The organism is Kitasatospora sp. NPDC090091 (assembly GCF_044747365.1).
In the GTDB taxonomy this organism is placed as follows: Bacteria; Actinomycetota; Actinomycetes; order Streptomycetales; family Streptomycetaceae; genus Kitasatospora.
In genome coordinates, this window is record NZ_JBIVDY010000005.1 from 200,303 (window position 1) to 218,096 (window position 17,794).

The following is a 17,794-nucleotide window of genomic DNA, read 5'->3' on the forward strand; positions in this document are numbered from 1 at the left end:
CCGTGTCCCGAACCGCCGTGCACACCATGCGGGGGACCACCGCACGCGGGGGATCACAGGGACCAATGACCTTTCCACAGCAACGCAACGGGGCCGCCGACGGCACCCGGCGGCCGACCCTGGCCGCCCGCGCCGCCCGCCGGGTCTGGGCCGACATCCGGCCGCTCGACCCGGTCCGCTCGATCAAGGGCAAACTCGCCCTCCTGGTGATCGTCTCGGTCTTCCTGGCCACCGGGATGGTCGTCGTGGCGATCCGGTCCGAGACGCAGATCCGGATCATCATGGTCTTCTCCATGATCGCCTCGCTGCTCTTCATGCAGTTCCTCGCGCACGGGCTCACCGCCCCGCTGCGCGACATGACCGCCGCCGCCCGCGCGATGGCCTCCGGCGACTACAGCCGCCGGGTCGAGGTGAACTCGCGCGACGAGATCGGCGAGCTGGCGGCCACCTTCAACCAGATGGCGGCCGATCTGGAGGCCGCCGACCGGCACCGCCGCGAACTGGTCGCCAACGTCTCGCACGAGCTGCGCACGCCCATCGCCGCGCTGCGCGCCGTGCTGGAGAACGTGGTCGACGGCGTGGTCCAGCCGAATCCGGCGACCCTGGGCGCGGCCCTGGAACAGACCGAACGGCTCGGCCGGCTGGTCACCCACCTTCTGGACCTCTCCAAGATCGACGACGGCGTGGTCGACCTGGACGCCCGCCCGTTCGAGGTCCGCGAGTTCCTGGACGGCGTCCTGCGCGGGGTCACCGTGGACGGCGCGACGGCCGGCGGGGCGTTCTCCCGGCGCGGCGACGTCCGGCTCGCCCTGGAGGTCAGCCCGGCCGGGCTGACCGGCGTGGCGGACCCGGAGCGGCTCCACCAGGTGGTCGCCAACCTCGTCGACAACGCCTGCAAGCACTCCCCGCCCGGCGGCACCGTGACGGTCCGCGCCCGGCCCGGCGACGGGCCCGGCGCCCTGCTGCTGGAGGTCGAGGACGAGGGTCCGGGCATCCCGGCGGCCGACCGCGGCCGGGTCTTCGAGCGGTTCAGCCGCAGCGGCACCGCCACCGCCCAGGGGCCCGGCTCCGACGGCGGCACCGGGCTGGGGCTGGCCATCGCCCGCTGGGCGGTGGACCTGCACGGCGGGCGGATCGAGGTGGCCGAGGCCGCCCGCGGCTGCCGGATCGAGGTCCGGCTGCCCGGCCCCCGGTGACCGGGAGCAACGATTCGGGCACCGTCCATGTCACAGAAGCGACACAGACGCGGACGGAGGATCGTCCGCGGACCGTCCCAGGTTTTGTCCGTTTCTGTCCGGGTATGGGCCACGATCAGGCGCGATCGGTTCCCATCCCTAGCGAGTTTCTAACGCACAATTTCAGCCAAACTGCAGGTCAGGACTGTGATCTGGGCGACGCCTGCGCCCTGGGGACTGCGCGATCACTGGTCAGGGGCGTAGCCTTAATCCCCGCTGTCCAAACATCCCAAAAGGAAGCGGAAGAGGGCGGTTGCCGCCGTGTCGCCACAGTCCCCAGAACCCCCAAACAGCTCGGCAAGCTCCACTGGCTTCGGCCCCAATGAGTGGCTCGTCGACGAGATCTACCAGCAGTACCTCCAGGACCCGAACTCGGTCGACCGAGCCTGGTGGGACTTTTTCGCCGACTACAAGCCCGGTACCGAGGTGACCCCAGTGACCCAGGCCGCGACCCAGGCCGGCCCCACGCCGACCCCTGCCGCTGCCCCCGCGCCCGCCGCTGCTGCTCAGGCCGCGCCGGCCCCCGCCGCACCGGTCGCGCCCGCGCCGGCCGCCGCGGCCCCGGCCCCCGCGCCGCTCGCCGCAGCGCCCGCCGCGCCGCCGGCCCCCAAGGCCGCCGCCCCGGCTGCGGCCGCGACCGACGCCGCGGCCGGCCCCGAGCTGGTCCCGCTCCGCGGCCCGGCCAAGGCCGTCGCGACCAACATGGACGCCTCCCTGGAGGTGCCGACCGCGACCTCGGTGCGCGCCGTCCCGGCCAAGCTGTTGATCGACAACCGCATCGTCATCAACAACCACCTGCAGCGCGCCCGCGGCGGCAAGGTCTCCTTCACCCACCTGATCGGCTACGCCCTGGTCAAGGCCGTCAAGGCGCACCCGGGCATGAACCACAGCTACAAGGTGGAGGGCGGCAAGTCCTTCCTGGTCAAGCCCGACCACGTGAACCTGGGCCTGGCCATCGACCTGGTGAAGCCCAACGGCGACCGCCAGCTCGTCGTCGCGGCCATCAAGAAGGCCGAGACCCTCGACTTCTTCGGCTTCTGGCAGGCCTACGAGGACATCGTCCGCCGGGCCCGCGCCAACAAGCTGACCATGGACGACTTCACCGGCGTCACGGTCTCGCTGACCAACCCCGGCGGCATCGGCACCGTGCACTCCGTGCCGCGCCTGATGCAGAACCAGGGCACCATCGTCGGCGTCGGCGCCATGGAGTACCCGGCCGAGTTCCAGGGCTCCGCCCCGGAGACCCTGGCCCGCCTCGGCGTCTCCAAGATCATGACGCTGACCTCGACCTACGACCACCGCGTCATCCAGGGCGCGGCGTCCGGCGAGTTCCTGCGCGAGATCCACCGCCTCCTGCTCGGCGAGAACGGCTTCTACGACGAGATCTTCGAGTCGCTGCGGATCCCGTACGAGCCGGTCCGCTGGGCCACCGACGTCGCCACCACCCACGACGACGAGGTCAACAAGACCGCCCGCGTCATGGAGCTGATCCACGCGTACCGCGTGCGCGGCCACCTGATGGCCGACACCGACCCGCTGGAGTACAAGCAGCGCAAGCACCCCGACCTGGACGTCACCACGCACGGCCTCACCCTGTGGGACCTGGAGCGCGAGTTCGCGGTCGGCGGCTTCGGCGGCCAGCGGATGATGAAGCTCCGCGACATCCTCGGCCTGCTGCGCAACACGTACTGCCGCACCGTCGGCATCGAGTACATGCACATCCAGGACCCGAAGCAGCGCAAGTGGCTGCAGGAGCGCCTGGAGAAGCCGTACACCAAGCCCGAGCGCGAGGAGCAGCTGCGCATCCTGCGCCGGCTGAACTCCGCCGAGGCCTTCGAGACCTTCCTGCAGACGAAGTACGTCGGCCAGAAGCGCTTCTCGCTGGAGGGCGGCGAGTCGCTCATCCCGCTGCTCGACGCCACCATCGACGCCGCCGCCGAGCACCGCCTGGACGAGTCGGTCATCGGCATGGCCCACCGCGGCCGCCTCAACGTGCTGGCCAACATCGTCGGCAAGCCGTACGGCAAGATCTTCGGCGAGTTCGAGGGCAACCTCGACCCGAAGTCGATGCACGGCTCCGGCGACGTGAAGTACCACCTGGGCGCCGAGGGCACCTTCACCGGCCTGGACGGCGAGACCATCAAGGTTTCGCTCGCCGCGAACCCCTCCCACCTGGAGGCCGTGGACCCGGTCGTCGAGGGCATCGCCCGCGCCAAGCAGGACATCCTGGACCAGGGCGGCACCACCTTCCCGGTGCTGCCGATCCAGATCCACGGCGACGCGGCCTTCGCCGGCCAGGGCGTCGTCGCGGAGACCCTGAACATGTCGCAGCTGCGCGGCTACCGCACCGGCGGCACCGTGCACATCGTGGTGAACAACCAGGTCGGCTTCACCGCCGCCCCGGCGTCCTCGCGCTCCTCGATGTACTGCACCGACGTGGCCCGCATGATCGAGGCCCCGATCTTCCACGTGAACGGCGACGACCCGGAGGCCGTGGTCCGCGTCGCGCGACTCGCCTTCGAGTTCCGCCAGGAGTTCCACAAGGACGTGGTGATCGACCTCATCTGCTACCGCCGCCGCGGTCACAACGAGGCCGACAACCCGTCGTTCACCCAGCCGCTGATGTACGACCTGATCGACAAGAAGCGCTCGGTGCGCAAGCTGTACACCGAGGGCCTGATCGGTCGCGGCGACATCACCATGGAAGAGGCGGAGCAGGCGCTCCAGGACTTCCAGGGCCAGCTGGAGAAGGTCTTCGCCGAGGTCCGCGACGCCGCCCAGACGCCGGCCCCGGCCGCCAACGGCAAGCCGGTCGCCGACTTCCCGGTCTCCATCCGGACCGGCATCTCCGAGGAGATGGTCAAGCGGATCGCCGCCTCGCAGGTCAACCTGCCGGACTGGCTGACCGTCCACCCGCGCCTGCTGCCGCAGCTGCAGCGCCGCGCCGCCTCGGTCGAGGACAACACCATCGACTGGGCGATGGGCGAGACCCTCGCCATCGGCTCGCTGCTGATGGAGGGCCACCCGGTCCGCCTGGCCGGCCAGGACAGCCGCCGCGGCACCTTCGGCCAGCGCCACGCCGTCCTGATCGACCGGAACACCGGCGAGGACTACACCCCGCTGCTGTACCTGACCGAGGACCAGGCCCGCTACACCGTGTACGACAGCCTGCTGTCCGAGTACGCGGCCATGGGCTTCGAGTACGGCTACTCGCTGACCCGCCCGAACGCGCTGGTCATGTGGGAGGCGCAGTTCGGCGACTTCGTCAACGGCGCGCAGACCATGGTGGACGAGTACATCGCGTCCGCCGAGCAGAAGTGGGGCCAGCACTCGGGCGTCGTCCTGCTGCTGCCGCACGGCTACGAGGGCCAGGGCCCGGACCACTCGTCCGCCCGCCCGGAGCGCTTCCTGCAGCTGTGCGCGCAGAACAACATGACGGTCGCCATGCCGACCCTGCCGTCGAACTACTTCCACCTGCTGCGCTGGCAGGCGCACAACCCGCACCACAAGCCGCTGGTCGTCTTCACCCCGAAGTCGATGCTGCGTCTCAAGGCCGCGGCGAGTGCGACCGAGGAGTTCCTGTCCGGCTCGTTCCGCCCGGTCATCGGCGACACCACCGTCGACCCGTCGCAGGTCCGCAAGGTGGTCATCACCGCGGGCAAGTTCTACTACGACGTCGAGGCGGCGCGCGCCGAGCGCGGGGTCACCGACACCGCGATCGTCCGGGTCGAGCGGCTCTACCCGCTGCCGGTGGCCGAGCTCCAGGAGGAGCTGGCCCGCTACGGCGACGACGTCCAGTTCATCTGGGCGCAGGAGGAGCCGGCCAACCAGGGCGGCTGGCCGTTCATCGCGATGAACCTGGTCGACCACCTGCAGGTCGTCATCGGCCGCAGCGCCAACGGCTCGCGCCTGCGCCGCGTCGCCCGCACGGCCTCCTCGGCCCCGGCGGTCGGCTCGGCCAAGCGCCACGCCGCCGAGCAGCAGGGGCTGCTGGAGGAGATCTTCTCGCTCTGATCCCGCTCCGGCCCCGGCCCGACCCCGTCGGGCGGCAGTCGAACGAAGGCCCCGGCCCCCGTGCACACGCACGGGGGCCGGGGCCTTTCGCGGCCCGGGAACGGCACGGACACGCCATGCCAAGGTCCCAGCTCTGCAACCAAACCGGCACCGACCTGCGAAGCGAGCTGACGGGTCGATAGGTTATGCCTCGCCAGACCGCCGCCCGGGCGCCCGTCATCGCCCGCGGCCGGCCGATGACCTCACGCTCTCCCAGGGGGACCCACCGCATGACTGCCGACGCACCACGGGACGCCGTCGCCTCCCCGCTGCCCCCGGTGTTCCAACCGCTGCACCCCGACGACCCCCGGGAGGTGGGCGGCTACCGGCTCTTCGCCCGGCTCGGCGCGGGCGGCATGGGCCGCGTCTACCTGTCCTACACGCCGGGCGGCCGCCCGGTCGCCCTCAAGGTGGTCCGCCCGGAGTTCGCCGAGGACAGCGAGTTCCGCCGCCGCTTCGCCCAGGAGGTCACCAACGCCCAGCGCATCCACGGGCTGTACACCGCGCAGGTGATCGACTCCGGCGTGGACGCCGAGGCGCCCTGGCTGGTCACCGCCTACGTGCCGGGCCCGTCGCTGCAGCAGGTGGTCCGGGAGAACGGCTCGCTGCCGGTCCGCACCGTACTGCTGCTGATGGGCGGCATCGCCGAGGCGCTGCAGGCGATCCACAGCGTCGAGGTGGTGCACCGCGACCTCAAGCCCGCCAACGTGCTGGTGGCCGGCGACGGCCCGCGCGTGATCGACTTCGGCATCGCCCGGGCCGCCGACGCCACCGCCCTCACCGGCACCGGCTACCGGATCGGCTCGCCCGCGTTCATGTCCCCCGAGCAGGCCCAGGGCCGCCCGGTCACCCCGGCCACCGACGTCTTCGCGCTCGGCGCCCTGGCCGCGTACGTGGCCGGCGGCACCGCCCCGTTCGGCGACGGCCCGGACACCGCGGTGCTCTACCGCGTGGTGCACGAGCAGCCCGAGCTGGAGGGCGTCCCGGCCGACCTGCGCGAGCTGGTCCTGCGCTGCCTGGCCAAGTCCCCCGAGGACCGCCCGAAGCCGGCCGAGATCATCGAGATCGCCCGCAACCACCCGTCGGTCGGCGGTCAGCTGCGGTTCTCCGACGACTGGCTGCCCAAGCAGGTCAACACCGAGATCACCCGGCGCTCGGACCTGCCGAAGACCCCGCCGACCCCGCTGCCGGCCGCGCCGGCCACCCCGCCGCCGTCGCCGGCGGTGCCGCCGACCGCGCCCACCGCCGCCCCGACGGCGGCCACGCCGCCGCAGCCGACCCACCCGGCGACGGCCGTGTCGTTCGGCGCCCCGCAGCAGCCGCCGGTCACCCCGCCGCCCGGCTTCAGCCCGCCGCCGCTCGGCGCCTACGGCGCCCCGCAGCCGACCGCCGAGTCCCCGACCGGACCGGTGATCTCCTCCCCGCCGACCATGCAGCTGCGCCACGAGCCGCCCTCCTACGACACCCCGCCGCCCGGCCCGGTGGTGACCGACACCCCGGCCCCCGCACCGGAGCCCAAGCGCAAGGGCGTCTCCTGGAAGGCGCTGCTGGTCGTCGCCCTGGTGATGGCGCTCGGCGGCACCGCGGGCGGCGTGGTGCTGATGAAGAAGCTCGGGAACGACGACAAGAAGGCCGACAACGCGGCCTCCGCCCCGCAGACGCCGGGCAGCCTGCCCGCACCGGCCCAGACCACCCCCGCCGCCGCGGACTCCCCGACGGCGACCCCGAGCCCGACCGCGAGCAAGACTCCTCCGGCCTCGTCCTCGAAGTCGGCCTCGCCGACCTCGGGCGGCGTCTCCGCGCCGGCCCGGCCGAGCGGCTACACCCCCGCGCTCGAAAAGGTCTCGCTCGCCATCCCGGGGACGGAGTACGCCAGCGACGCGTACCGGATCGACCTGAACTCCGGCAAGGTGGTGCCCCGCAACACCAGCGGCCTGAAGTGGGGCCTGGGCGTCAAGAAGGCGGTGTGCTGCGGTGGCCGGGCCGACTCCTTCGACTCGGTCGGCGACGGCGAGTCCGACTTCGCGGTGATCAGCGACGCCGCCGTCACCCCCGAGCAGTGCGCCGCCGCGATCGACTCCCGGCCGGACACCGACCTGAGCTTCAACCGGGTCACCGCGGGCCGGCTGCTCTGCATCCGCGACCGCACCAGCCAGAACATCGCGATCGCCGCGGTGGAGATCGCCGACGCCTCGTCCGGGGCGGCCAAGGTGGTCGTCAGCACCTGGCGGGCCAACGGCCAGCCCGGTCTATCCTGACCAGGTCTTATCCCCATCGGACCGGAGCGAACCGTGTACTTCACCGACCGCGGCATCGAGGAGCTGGAGAGCCGGCGCGGCGACGAGGAGGTCACCTTCGAGTGGCTGGCCGAGCGCCTGCGCGAGTTCGTCGACCTGAACCCGGACTTCGAGATCCCGGTCGAGCGGCTGGCCACCTGGCTGGCGCGGCTCGACGACGAGGACGACGAGTGACCGGGGACGACGAGTGACCCGGTGAGACGCCGCCGAAGGGCCCGGGAGGCAACCGCCTCCCGGGCCCTTCGCGTGCCCTCCCGTAGGGGGCGGTTCGGGGACGGCTCCGGGTCGGCCTCGGGGGTGGGCTCCCTTGACTTCGGCGTTACGCGATATATCGTCTTTAAAAGAGAACGCGATACATCGCGAGTCGCAACGGGAGGCGGCAGAGATGAGCCAGTGGACGATCGAGGGACCCGACAGGATCACCATCGACGAGGAGGTCCGGACGGTCCACGTCCGGATCATCGACGGGGCGGTCAACGTGGTCGCCGCCGAGGGGCCGGCCCGCCTGGAGGTCACCGAGCTCAAGGGCGAGCCGCTCCACGTCACCCTGGTGGACGGCGTCCTGACGGTCACCTACAAGGACCTCAACAGCTGGAGCGACTTCGGCGACGTGCTCAAGTCGGTCGACTCGGTGAAGGGCTTCTTCTCCTCGCTGAAGCGCAGGCGGACCGCCTCGGTCACCCTGACCGCGCCGGCCGGCACCGAGGTCAAGGTCGGCACCGTCTCGGCCGACACCACCGTCTCCGGCTTCGCCGAGCACGTCTCGGCCCAGTCGGCCAACGGCGACGTCACCCTGGTCGGCCTGGCCGGGCGGACCTCCGCCAACACCGTCTCCGGCGACGTCGACGTCCAGTCGGTGGCCGGCCAGCTCAAGCTGAACACCGTCTCCGGCGGGCTCACCGTGGTCGCCGGGAAGGCCGACAAGGTGCTGGCCAACGCCGTCACCGGTGCGGTCACCCTGGACCTCGACGTGGTCAACCCGACCGACATCAAGGTCACCACGGTCAGCGGCCCGGTGGGCGTCCGGCTCCCCTCGCTGGCCGACACCAAGGTCGAGGCCGGCACCAACAGCGGGGACATCTCCAGCACCTTCGACCAGCTCAAGGTCGGCGGCACCTGGGGCGCCAAGCGGCTCTCCGGCCAGCTCGGGGACGGCCAGGGCAGTCTCTCGGTGACCACCGTCTCCGGCGCCGTCACCGTGCTGCGCCGCCCCGACGCCGAGGACGACGGCCCGGTGCTCGTCAAGGAGCTCCCGTCCGGCCCGAAGCCGGAGAAGGACGCCGGCAACGGCCCCGACCTCACCAAGGAGGCCTGACATGAGCCCCGTCTTCGGCCACGGCCGGCTCCGGCTCTACCTGCTGAAGCTGCTCGACGAGTCGCCGCGGCACGGCTACGAGGTCATCCGCCTCCTGGAGGAGCGGTTCCAGGGCCTGTACGCGCCGTCCGCCGGCACCGTCTACCCCCGCCTCGCCAAGCTGGAGCAGGAGGGCCTGGTCGCCCACAGCACCGAGGGCGGCCGCAAGGTCTACCGGCTCACCGAGGCCGGCCGCACCGAACTGGCGGCCCGCCAGGGCGAGCTGGACGAGCTGGAGCTGGAGATCCGGGACTCGGTGGCCCAGCTCGCCGGGGCGATCCGCGAGGACGTCCGGGACAGCGCCAAGGACCTCCGCGAGGAGCTGTGGGGCGCGGCCAAGCGGGCCCCCCGGCCCGAGCCCGCCGAGGACGGCGACCCGTGGGCCGGGCCCTGGGGGGACAAGGACGCCTGGCAGCGCGCCAAGGAGGAGTTCACCCAGTTCAAGCGGCAGGCCAAGGAGCAGGCCAAGCGCGCCAAGGAGCAGGAGAAGGCGGCCAAGGCCAAGGCGAAGGCCGCCGAGGACGAGGCCCGCCGGCTGCGCGAGCAGTCGAAGGCGGCGCGGACGGCGGCGCAGCAGGAGGCGCTGCGGATCAAGCGCCGGGTCGAGCAGCAGGTGCGCGAGCACGCCGCCAAGGGCGACTGGCCGACCGGCCTGGCCGAGGGGCTCTCCGAGCTGACCAAGGGCCTGGCCGGGCTGGCCGACGCTGCCCGCTGGGGCAACCCGGCCGAGGAGGCCGGGCCGGCCGCCGAGCGGATCACCGTCACCCGGATCGACCTGGACAAGGACGAACCGGCCGGCACCGCCCCGGCCGACCTGCCGGCGTGGACGGCCACCGACCCGGCCGGCGACCCGGCCCGGGAGCTGGAGCGCCTGCTCGACCGCTTCCGCGACCAGGTCCGCGACGCGGCCCGGGACGGCCGGGTGACGGCCGACCGGCTCGCCGAGGCCCGCGCGGTGCTGGGCCGGTCCGGCGAGCGGCTGAAGCGCCTGCTCGGCTGAGCGAAGGCACGGGTGCCCGGTGTCCCTCGGGGGGGGAGCACCGGGCACCCGTGCGTTCACGGGTTGAGGACGATCTTCCCGAACACGTCGCCCTCGGCGAGCCGGGCGAAGCCCTCCCGGGCCTCGGCCAGCGGCAGCACCGAGTCGATCACCGGCCGGACGCCGGCCGTCGCGCAGAGCGAGAGCAGGCCGGCCAGCTCTTCCTTGCTGCCCATGGTCGAACCGACCACCTTGAGCTCCAGGAAGAAGATCCGGTTCAGCTCGGCGGCCTTCGGGCTGGGGCCGGAGGTGGCACCCGAGATGACGATGGTGCCGCCGGGGCGCAGCGACTTCACCGAGTGCGACCAGGTGGCGGCGCCGACCGTCTCCATCACCGCGTCCACCCGCTCGGGCAGCCGCGCGCCGCTCTCGAAGGCGGCGTCGGCGCCGAGCCCGACGGCCCGGGCGCGCTTGGCCTCGTCCCGGCCGGTGACCCAGACCCGCAGGCCGGCGGCCTTGCCGAGGACGACCAGCGCGGTCGAGACGCCGCCGCCGGCCCCCTGCACCAGGACGGTGTCACCCGGCTTCACGCCGGCGTTGGTGAACAGCATGCGGTAGGCCGTCAGCCAGGCGGTGGGCAGGCAGGCGGCCTGCTCGAAGGAGAGCTCGGCGGGCTTGGGCAGCAGGTTCCAGGTGGGCACGGCCACCCGGGCGGCGAAGGTGCCCTGGTAGCGCTCGGTCAGGATCGAGCGCGGCTCGTCCGGGCCCACGCCGTGGCCGCTCTGGCCGATCACCGAGTGGATGACCACCTCGTTGCCGTGCTCGTCGACGCCGGCGGCGTCGCAGCCGAGGATCATCGGCAGCTTCTCGGCGGGCAGGCCGACCCCGCGCAGCGACCAGAGGTCGTGGTGGTTGAGGCTGGCGGCCTTGACCGTGACCACGCTCCACCCGGGCCGCGCCTGCGGTTCGGGGAGCTCGCCCAACTCCAGGGCGCTCAGCGGGTCGTCGGCGTCGATTCGGGCGGCGTAGGCAGCAAACATGATCCGGACGATAACGGCGAAGGACCGGGCCCGGAACCACGTGGAAGTGTGACGCGTGTCGTGCTGTTCCCGCGCTCGGCGGGAGAGCGGCCGGGGGAGCGCTCCTCGTGGCGGGAGCGCTCCCCCGTTCGCGTCAGATCCGCGCCACGCCCTCGGCGCGGGCGGCGTCGGCGACGGCCTTGGTGACCGCCGGGGCGACCCGCTCGTCGAACGGCGAGGGGATGACCTTCTGCGGCGTCAGCTCGTCGGCGACCACACCGGCCAGCGCCTTGGCGGCGGCCAGCTTCATGCCCTCGGTGATCCGGCTGGCCCGGACCTGCAGGGCACCGGCGAAGATGCCGGGGAAGGCCAGCACGTTGTTGATCTGGTTCGGGAAGTCGCTGCGCCCGGTGGCGACGACCGCCGCGTACTTGTGCGCGACCTCGGGGTGGATCTCCGGGTTGGGGTTGGCCATCGCGAAGACGAAGGCACCCTCGGCCATGGTCGCCACGACCTCCTCCGGCACGGTGCCGCCGGAGACGCCGATGAAGACGTCGGCGCCGGCCAGCGCGTCGGCCAGCGAGCCCTTGATGCCGGACTTGTTGGTCTGCGCGGCGATCTCCGCCTTGACGTCGGTGAGGTCACCGCGGCCGTCGTAGACCACGCCCTTGCGGTCGCAGACCGCGACGTCGCCGATGCCGGCGGCCACCAGCATCTTGGCGATGGCGATGCCGGCCGCGCCGGCGCCGGAGATGACCGCGCGCAGCGAACCGATCTCCCGGCCGGTCACCTTGGCCGCGTTCCACAGGGCCGCGGTGGTGACGATCGCGGTGCCGTGCTGGTCGTCGTGGAAGATCGGGATGTCCAGGGCCTCCTGGAGCCGGCGCTCGATCTCGAAGCAACGCGGGGCGGAGATGTCCTCCAGGTTCACGCCGCCGAAGGAGGGCGCGAGCCGGACGACCGTCTCGACGATCTCGTCCACATCGGTGCAGGCCAGCGCGATCGGGACCGCGTCCACACCGCCGAACTGCTTGAACAGGATGGCCTTGCCCTCCATGACGGGCAGCGAGGCCTCCGGGCCGATGTCGCCGAGGCCCAGCACGGCGGTGCCGTCGGTGACGACCGCCACCGTGTTGGCCTTCCAGGTGTAGTCGTTCACCAGCTCCGGCTGCTCGGCGATGGCCGTGCAGACCCGGGCGACACCGGGGGTGTAGGCGAGGGACAGGTCGTCCGCGTCGCGCACCGGGACGGTGGCCCGAACCTCCATCTTGCCGCCGCGGTGGAGCGCGAAAACGGCGTCGACCGGATCGTCGGTGTCCTGCGTGCTGGTGTGGATGATCTCCGCTGCCACGATGACCTCTTCGTCATTGATAGCGAGGGCACGGCCGACGGAGCTGGGGCGACCCTGCCGGAAACCCGAAACCGGGTACGCCGAAGCGGACCCGGGGGATGGCGGGGTCGGGGCGCTGCCGTCGGGGCCTGCGCCCTCGGGTGAGGGTTGTTTCCAGTTGTCTGCGCTGTGCTACCGGGCCGAGCGTAGGTCGGACGGCGGCATCGCACCTATGCCTTTTCGTCCTCGTTACGTGCATTTCATCCGCATCTCGGCCACTTGACGGCGCCGGGCGTCGGAAGCGCCCGGACCCGGTGGCGGCAACGGCGAACGTGCACGAACACCCGTAGGAGTGAACGCAGACACGAGGGGAGCCGGTGCCACGGATACGGAGTCGGCGTCGATGACTTCCGTTCCTCTGCACCCCGAGTCTGTCTCGACTCGGCGGTCTGGGTTCGAGCGTCGGGGGTCACCCGGTACCGAATTCTGACACACCCGCCGCCGGGCCCCGGAGGGTGGGATGGGAGGATCCCATGGCCCGCCATCTCGCGTACACCCCCGCGACGCCGCGAGGCCTCCACATCCCTCCCACAGGAGCCCGCTCATGCACCACCGTCCCCACCCCCGACGTACGGCCGCCGCCGCCCTCGCGCTGGTGTCCGCCGGAGCCCTCCTGCTGACCGGTTGCGGCGGCGACAGCGGCGCGGAGACCACGAAGGACGCGGGGCAGGTGGCACGCGACAAGCTCCCCAAGGCCCAGCGCAGCGCCGGTGTGCTCCGGGTCGGCTCGGACCTGAACTACGCCCCGGTGGACTTCCGCGGCACCGACGGGAAGCCGGCCGGCCTCGACCCGGAGATCGCCGAGGCCCTCGGCAAGGTCCTCAACGTACGGATCGAGATCGTCGACACTCCGTTCGACAAGTTGATACCGAACCTTCACGCCAAGCAGGTCGATGTGGTGATGTCCGCGCTCAGCGACATCCGCCAGCGCCGCGAGGGCGTCGACGACGCGGGCAACAAGATCCACCCCGGCGTGGACTTCGTGGACTACTTCATCGCCGGCAGCTCGATCACCGTCCCGAAGGGCAACCCGAAGGGCGTCCACACCCTGGACGACCTCTGCGGCCGGACCGTCGCGGTGCAGCAGGGCACCACCCAGGACGAGATCATCGGCCGCCAGGTGACCGCCTGCAGCCGGGCCGGCAAGCCGCTCACGGTGCACAAGTTCGACAGCGACGCCAAGGCACTGGCCGAGGTGGCCTCCGGCGCGGCGGCGGCCGGTCTGAACGACTTCCCGGTCGCCGCCTACGCCGCGAAGACCACCGACAACGGCAACCGCTTCGAGGTCACCGGCGCGCAGTCCAAGTCCAACCCGTACGGGATCGCGGTGCGCAAGGACGACACCGCGCTGCGCGACTCGCTGTCCAAGGCGGTGGACCAGCTGATCCGCAGCGGTGACTACGACAAGATCCTCGCCAAGTGGAACGTCTCCGCGGGCGCGGCGCAGAACGCGGTGGTCAACGGCGGCATCTGAACCGCCGCATCCGGACGAAGGGGCCGGGTCGGATCCGGGCGGGATCCGACCCGGCCCTTCGTGCGCCCGCAATCCCCCGGGCGCGCGGGCGGGCCTCCCGGGCGGAGTGCAGGGGGATCCGCATACTTATACGCAGGGTGACAGGAGCCCGGCATTCGTCCGTATAGCGGACAGCGAGGCCCCTCGTTATCCGATTTTGATCTGAATGAGGGCCATCCGACCGTCATCTGGTGGCAGGATTCCCCCCATCTCGGATCGAGCCGACCACTGGTCGAGGCGGTTCGATCAACGTCCACCTCGGCGGAGGGTGGCGGAAGCAGTAGTACCTCGCACCACCCTGCGCAGACCATGCCCAGGCCCTGCACCACCGGCTTTGCCCGTACGCAGTACAGCGAAATACACCCGTACCCGTACAGCGCAGTACGGCCTGCAGCCCCGGTGTGCCGCTCCCCCGCGGCGCGCTCCGCCCGACCTCTCCCTCAGGAGGAGATCCCCCATGACCGCCCGTACCCAGCGCACCCGCCTCCTCGCCGCCGGCGTGGCAGCCGCGTCCCTCTCGCTCGCGCTGACCGCCTGCAGCAGCAGCAAGGAAGAGGGCGGCGGCGCTCCCAACGCCACCGCGACCGTCAGCGAGGTCAAGGCCGACGACAAGCTCGCCGCGCTCGTCCCCGCCGACGTCAAGTCCTCCGGCAAGATCATCGTCGGTTCGGACGCGTCCTACGCCCCGAACGAGTTCAAGGACGACAGCGGCAAGATCATCGGCATGGACGTCGACCTGGCCAACGCCATCGCGGCCCGGCTCGGCCTCAAGGCCGACGTCCAGGACTCGCAGTTCACCGCGATCATCCCCGGTATCCAGTCGAACAAGTTCCAGCTCGGCATGTCGTCCCTCACGGACAACAAGGAGCGCGAGCAGACCGTCGACATGGTCACCTACTTCAACGCCGGCAGCGCGATCGCGGTCAAGAAGGGCAACCCGGACAAGATCAGCGCCGACGACCTCTGCGGCAAGAAGGTGGCGGTCCAGACCGGCACCACCCAGGCCCAGGAGATCGTCGACGTCCGCAACCCCGCCTGCGCCAAGGCCGGCAAGCCGGGCGTCGTCAACGACGGCGACAAGTTCGACCTGCAGACCGACGTCACCAACGCCGTCGTCTCCGGCCGCGACCAGGCGATGATGGCCGACTCCCCGGTCGTCGACTACGCCGTCAAGCAGTCCGGCGGCCAGCTGGAGAAGATCGGCACCACCTACGACTCCGCGCCGTACGGCATCGCCCTCGCCAAGGGCGCCGCGATCGCCCCGGCCATCCAGGGCGCGGTCCAGTCGCTGATCGACGACGGCACCTACAAGCAGATCCTCACCAAGTGGGGCGTCGAGGCCGGCGCCCTCGACAAGTCCACCCTCAACGGCGCTGTCAGCTGACCTTCCGCCGGCACATCTCTCCCCCGAGGCCACACCGTGAACTCTCTGGACAAGGGGCATGCGGAGAAGGGACGGCCTGAGACCATCAAGGCCGTCCCGGTCCGCCACCCCGGACGCTGGGCGGGCGCCGCAGTCATCGCCGTACTCGCCGCGATGCTCATCAGCGCCCTCTTCACCAACCCCGCCTTCAAGTGGGACATCGTCGGGAAGTACCTCTTCCACGACAGCATCGTGCACGGCATGCTCGTCACGTTGGAGCTGACCGCGCTCTCCATGCTCATGGGTGTGGTCGGCGGCATCATCCTCGCGGTGATGCGGCTCTCCGCGAACCCGCTGCTCTCGGCCACCGCCTGGGTCTACATCTGGGTCTTCCGCGGTACGCCGGTCCTGGTGCAGCTGGTGTTCTGGAACTTCCTCGGCCTGATCTGGGCCAAGCTCTCGATCGGTGTGCCGTGGGGACCGGAGTTCTGGTCCGAGTCCACCAACGTCCTGATCCCGACCTTCGTCGCCGCCCTGCTGGGCCTGGGCCTCAACGAGGCCGCCTACATGGCGGAGATCGTCCGCGGCGGCATCCAGTCGGTCGACCTGGGGCAGACCGAGGCCTCGCACGCGCTCGGCATGAGCCAGTTCAAGACCATGCGGCGGATCATCCTGCCGCAGGCCATGCGGGTGATCATCCCGCCGACCGGCAACGAGACCATCTCGATGCTCAAGACCACCTCGCTGGTCTCGGTGATCTCCCTGGAGGAGATCTTCCGGGCCGGTCAGGTGATCTACTCTCGGAACTACCAGAACATCCCGATCCTGATCGTGGTCAGCCTCTGGTACCTGTTCTTCACCTCCGTGCTGACCATCGGCCAGTACTACATCGAACGGCACTACGCCCGCGGCTCCAACCGGACGCTCCCGCCGACCCCGCTGCAGCGGGTGCGGGGCCTGTTCCGTGGGAAGCCCGCCCCGAAGAAGACCACCGACGTGGTCCCGGGGCTCGAGGGAGGTGGTCACGTATGACCGATCTGACCAAGCCCGCCGACGCCGTCGGCGGCCCGATGGTCCGCGCCGAGAACGTCCACAAGTCCTACGGCCTGGTCGAGGTGCTCAAGGGCATCGACCTGGAGGTCAAGCAGGGCGAGGTGTTCTGCCTGATCGGCCCCTCCGGCTCCGGCAAGTCGACCTTCCTGCGGTGCATCAACCACCTGGAGAAGATCAACGGCGGCCGGCTCTGGGTCGACGGCGAGCTCGTCGGCTACCGCCAGAAGGGCGACAAGCTCTACGAGCTCAAGGACCGCGAGGTCGCGCTCAAGCGGCGCGACATCGGCATGGTCTTCCAGCGCTTCAACCTGTTCCCGCACATGACCGCCATAGAGAACGTCATCGAGGCTCCGATGCAGGTCAAGGGCGAGTCCAAGGCGGACGCCCGGGAGCGCGCGATGGCCCTGCTGGAGCGGGTCGGCCTGTCCGACAAGGCCAAGAGCTACCCGTCCCAGCTCTCCGGCGGCCAGCAGCAGCGTGTCGCGATCGCCCGCGCGCTCGCCATGCAGCCCAAGCTGATGCTCTTCGACGAGCCCACCTCGGCGCTCGACCCCGAGCTGGTCGGCGACGTCCTCGACGTCATGCGCGGACTGGCCGAGGAGGGGATGACCATGGTCGTCGTCACCCACGAGATGGGCTTCGCCCGCGAGGTCGGTGACGCCCTGGTCTTCATGGACGGCGGCGTGGTCGTCGAGTCGGGCAACCCGCGCGACGTCCTCACCGACCCGCAGCACGAGCGCACCCGGGCCTTCCTCTCCAAGGTGCTCTGACCCGAGGTGCTCTGAGCTCACCGGGGTGCGCCCGCCGCATCCCTCGGCGCCCGGCAGGCCGGTCCTGCCGGGCGCCGACGTTTTCCCCGCCCAGGTAATAGGCTGGAGGCATTCAGGCCGTTACCGAATTCTGGAAGGACCACCGTGGAGCTCGCCTCGTACGCCGATCTGGCCGTCCGGCTGGTGAACACCGAGGAGCCCGAGCGCGGCACCGACTCGCTGACCTCGGTGGAGGCGGTGCGCGCCCTCTTCTCCGAGTCCTCGCGCGCCGCCGCGCTCGCCGACGAGTCGGACCTGCCGCGACTGCGGACCGTCCGGACCCGGCTGCGCGGGGTGTTCGAGGCCGCCGCCGAGGGCGACGAGGTCCGCGGCGTCGACCTGCTGAACAGCCTGCTCATGGAGTTCCCGGTCAGCCCGCTGATCTCCGGCCACGAGCACCTGGACGACGCCGGGCGCCCGCGCTGGCACCTGCACCTGGCCGACAACTCGCCGACCGCCACCGCCCACTTCAGCGCCGTCGCCTGCATGGGGCTGGCGGTCCACCTGACCGAGCTGGGCGCCGACCGGCTGGGCATCTGCCAGGCCGCACCCTGCCGCAACGCCTACCTCGACACCTCCACCAACCGGTCCCGGCGGTACTGCTCGGACCGCTGTGCCACCCGGGCCAACGTCGCCGCCTACCGGGCCCGCAAGCGCCAGGAGGCCCAGGACGCGGCCGCCCTCGGCGGACCGGCCTGACCACGCCCGGGCCCGGTCCGGGGCCGGGGT

The 17,794-nt window shown here is 71.4% G+C and carries 13 protein-coding genes; 11 read left to right on the forward strand and 2 right to left on the reverse strand.

What is annotated here, in order from left to right; genetic code table 11:
• Positions 1 to 65 precede the first annotated feature (65 nt).
• The 6 genes from ACIPSC_RS10755 to ACIPSC_RS10780 all read left to right on the forward strand — a co-directional run bounded on the left by ACIPSC_RS10755 (position 66) and on the right by ACIPSC_RS10780 (position 9,939).
• A complete protein-coding gene (locus tag ACIPSC_RS10755; protein WP_313765512.1) occupies positions 66 to 1,196 on the forward strand; it encodes an ATP-binding protein in 1,131 nt (376 codons plus the stop codon).
• Between the two features lie 300 nt (positions 1,197 to 1,496).
• Entirely contained in the window at positions 1,497 to 5,249 is a 3,753-nt protein-coding gene (locus tag ACIPSC_RS10760) for a multifunctional oxoglutarate decarboxylase/oxoglutarate dehydrogenase thiamine pyrophosphate-binding subunit/dihydrolipoyllysine-residue succinyltransferase subunit (RefSeq protein ID WP_400824703.1), read from the forward strand.
• A 269-nt stretch (positions 5,250 to 5,518) separates the two neighbouring features.
• Complete coding sequence (locus ACIPSC_RS10765) at positions 5,519 to 7,546, forward strand: protein kinase (RefSeq protein WP_400824704.1); 2,028 nt, start codon at positions 5,519 to 5,521, stop codon at positions 7,544 to 7,546.
• Between the two features lie 33 nt (positions 7,547 to 7,579).
• Positions 7,580 to 7,759 (forward strand): DUF6104 family protein, encoded by a 180-nt coding sequence (locus tag ACIPSC_RS10770; RefSeq protein ID WP_030235677.1) that lies wholly within the window; start codon positions 7,580 to 7,582, stop codon positions 7,757 to 7,759.
• A 211-nt stretch (positions 7,760 to 7,970) separates the two neighbouring features.
• Positions 7,971 to 8,900 (forward strand): DUF4097 family beta strand repeat-containing protein, encoded by a 930-nt coding sequence (locus tag ACIPSC_RS10775; protein ID WP_400824705.1) that lies wholly within the window; start codon positions 7,971 to 7,973, stop codon positions 8,898 to 8,900.
• A 1-nt stretch (position 8,901) separates the two neighbouring features.
• Positions 8,902 to 9,939: a helix-turn-helix transcriptional regulator gene (locus ACIPSC_RS10780; protein WP_400824706.1), complete on the forward strand. Its 1,038-nt coding sequence runs from the start codon at positions 8,902 to 8,904 to the stop codon at positions 9,937 to 9,939.
• A 56-nt stretch (positions 9,940 to 9,995) separates the two neighbouring features.
• On the opposite strand, the gene ACIPSC_RS10785 is transcribed toward ACIPSC_RS10780, so the two are convergent.
• Together ACIPSC_RS10785 and ACIPSC_RS10790 are read right to left on the reverse strand one after the other, a co-directional pair.
• Positions 9,996 to 10,958, reverse strand: a complete 963-nt coding sequence (locus tag ACIPSC_RS10785) for a zinc-binding dehydrogenase (RefSeq protein ID WP_400824707.1) — start codon at positions 10,956 to 10,958, stop codon at positions 9,996 to 9,998.
• A gap of 133 nt (positions 10,959 to 11,091) precedes the next feature.
• Positions 11,092 to 12,288 (reverse strand): NADP-dependent malic enzyme, encoded by a 1,197-nt coding sequence (locus tag ACIPSC_RS10790; RefSeq protein ID WP_400824708.1) that lies wholly within the window; start codon positions 12,286 to 12,288, stop codon positions 11,092 to 11,094.
• 583 nt (positions 12,289 to 12,871) lie between these two features.
• Between ACIPSC_RS10790 and ACIPSC_RS10795 the strand changes: the two genes are divergently transcribed.
• From ACIPSC_RS10795 to ACIPSC_RS10815, 5 genes are all read left to right on the forward strand, one after another.
• A complete protein-coding gene (locus tag ACIPSC_RS10795) occupies positions 12,872 to 13,801 on the forward strand; it encodes an ABC transporter substrate-binding protein (RefSeq protein WP_400824709.1) in 930 nt (309 codons plus the stop codon).
• A 496-nt stretch (positions 13,802 to 14,297) separates the two neighbouring features.
• A complete protein-coding gene (locus ACIPSC_RS10800) occupies positions 14,298 to 15,224 on the forward strand; it encodes an ABC transporter substrate-binding protein (protein ID WP_400824710.1) in 927 nt (308 codons plus the stop codon).
• Between the two features lie 36 nt (positions 15,225 to 15,260).
• A complete protein-coding gene (locus tag ACIPSC_RS10805) occupies positions 15,261 to 16,235 on the forward strand; it encodes an amino acid ABC transporter permease (protein WP_400824711.1) in 975 nt (324 codons plus the stop codon).
• On the forward strand, positions 16,232 to 17,026 hold the full coding sequence (locus ACIPSC_RS10810) for an amino acid ABC transporter ATP-binding protein (RefSeq protein WP_400824712.1): 795 nt from the start codon (positions 16,232 to 16,234) through the stop codon (positions 17,024 to 17,026). The genes ACIPSC_RS10805 and ACIPSC_RS10810 overlap by 4 nt, the downstream gene beginning before the upstream one ends.
• Before the next feature lie 144 nt (positions 17,027 to 17,170).
• A complete protein-coding gene (locus ACIPSC_RS10815) occupies positions 17,171 to 17,764 on the forward strand; it encodes a CGNR zinc finger domain-containing protein (RefSeq protein ID WP_400824713.1) in 594 nt (197 codons plus the stop codon).
• The last annotated feature ends 30 nt before the right edge of the window (positions 17,765 to 17,794 follow it).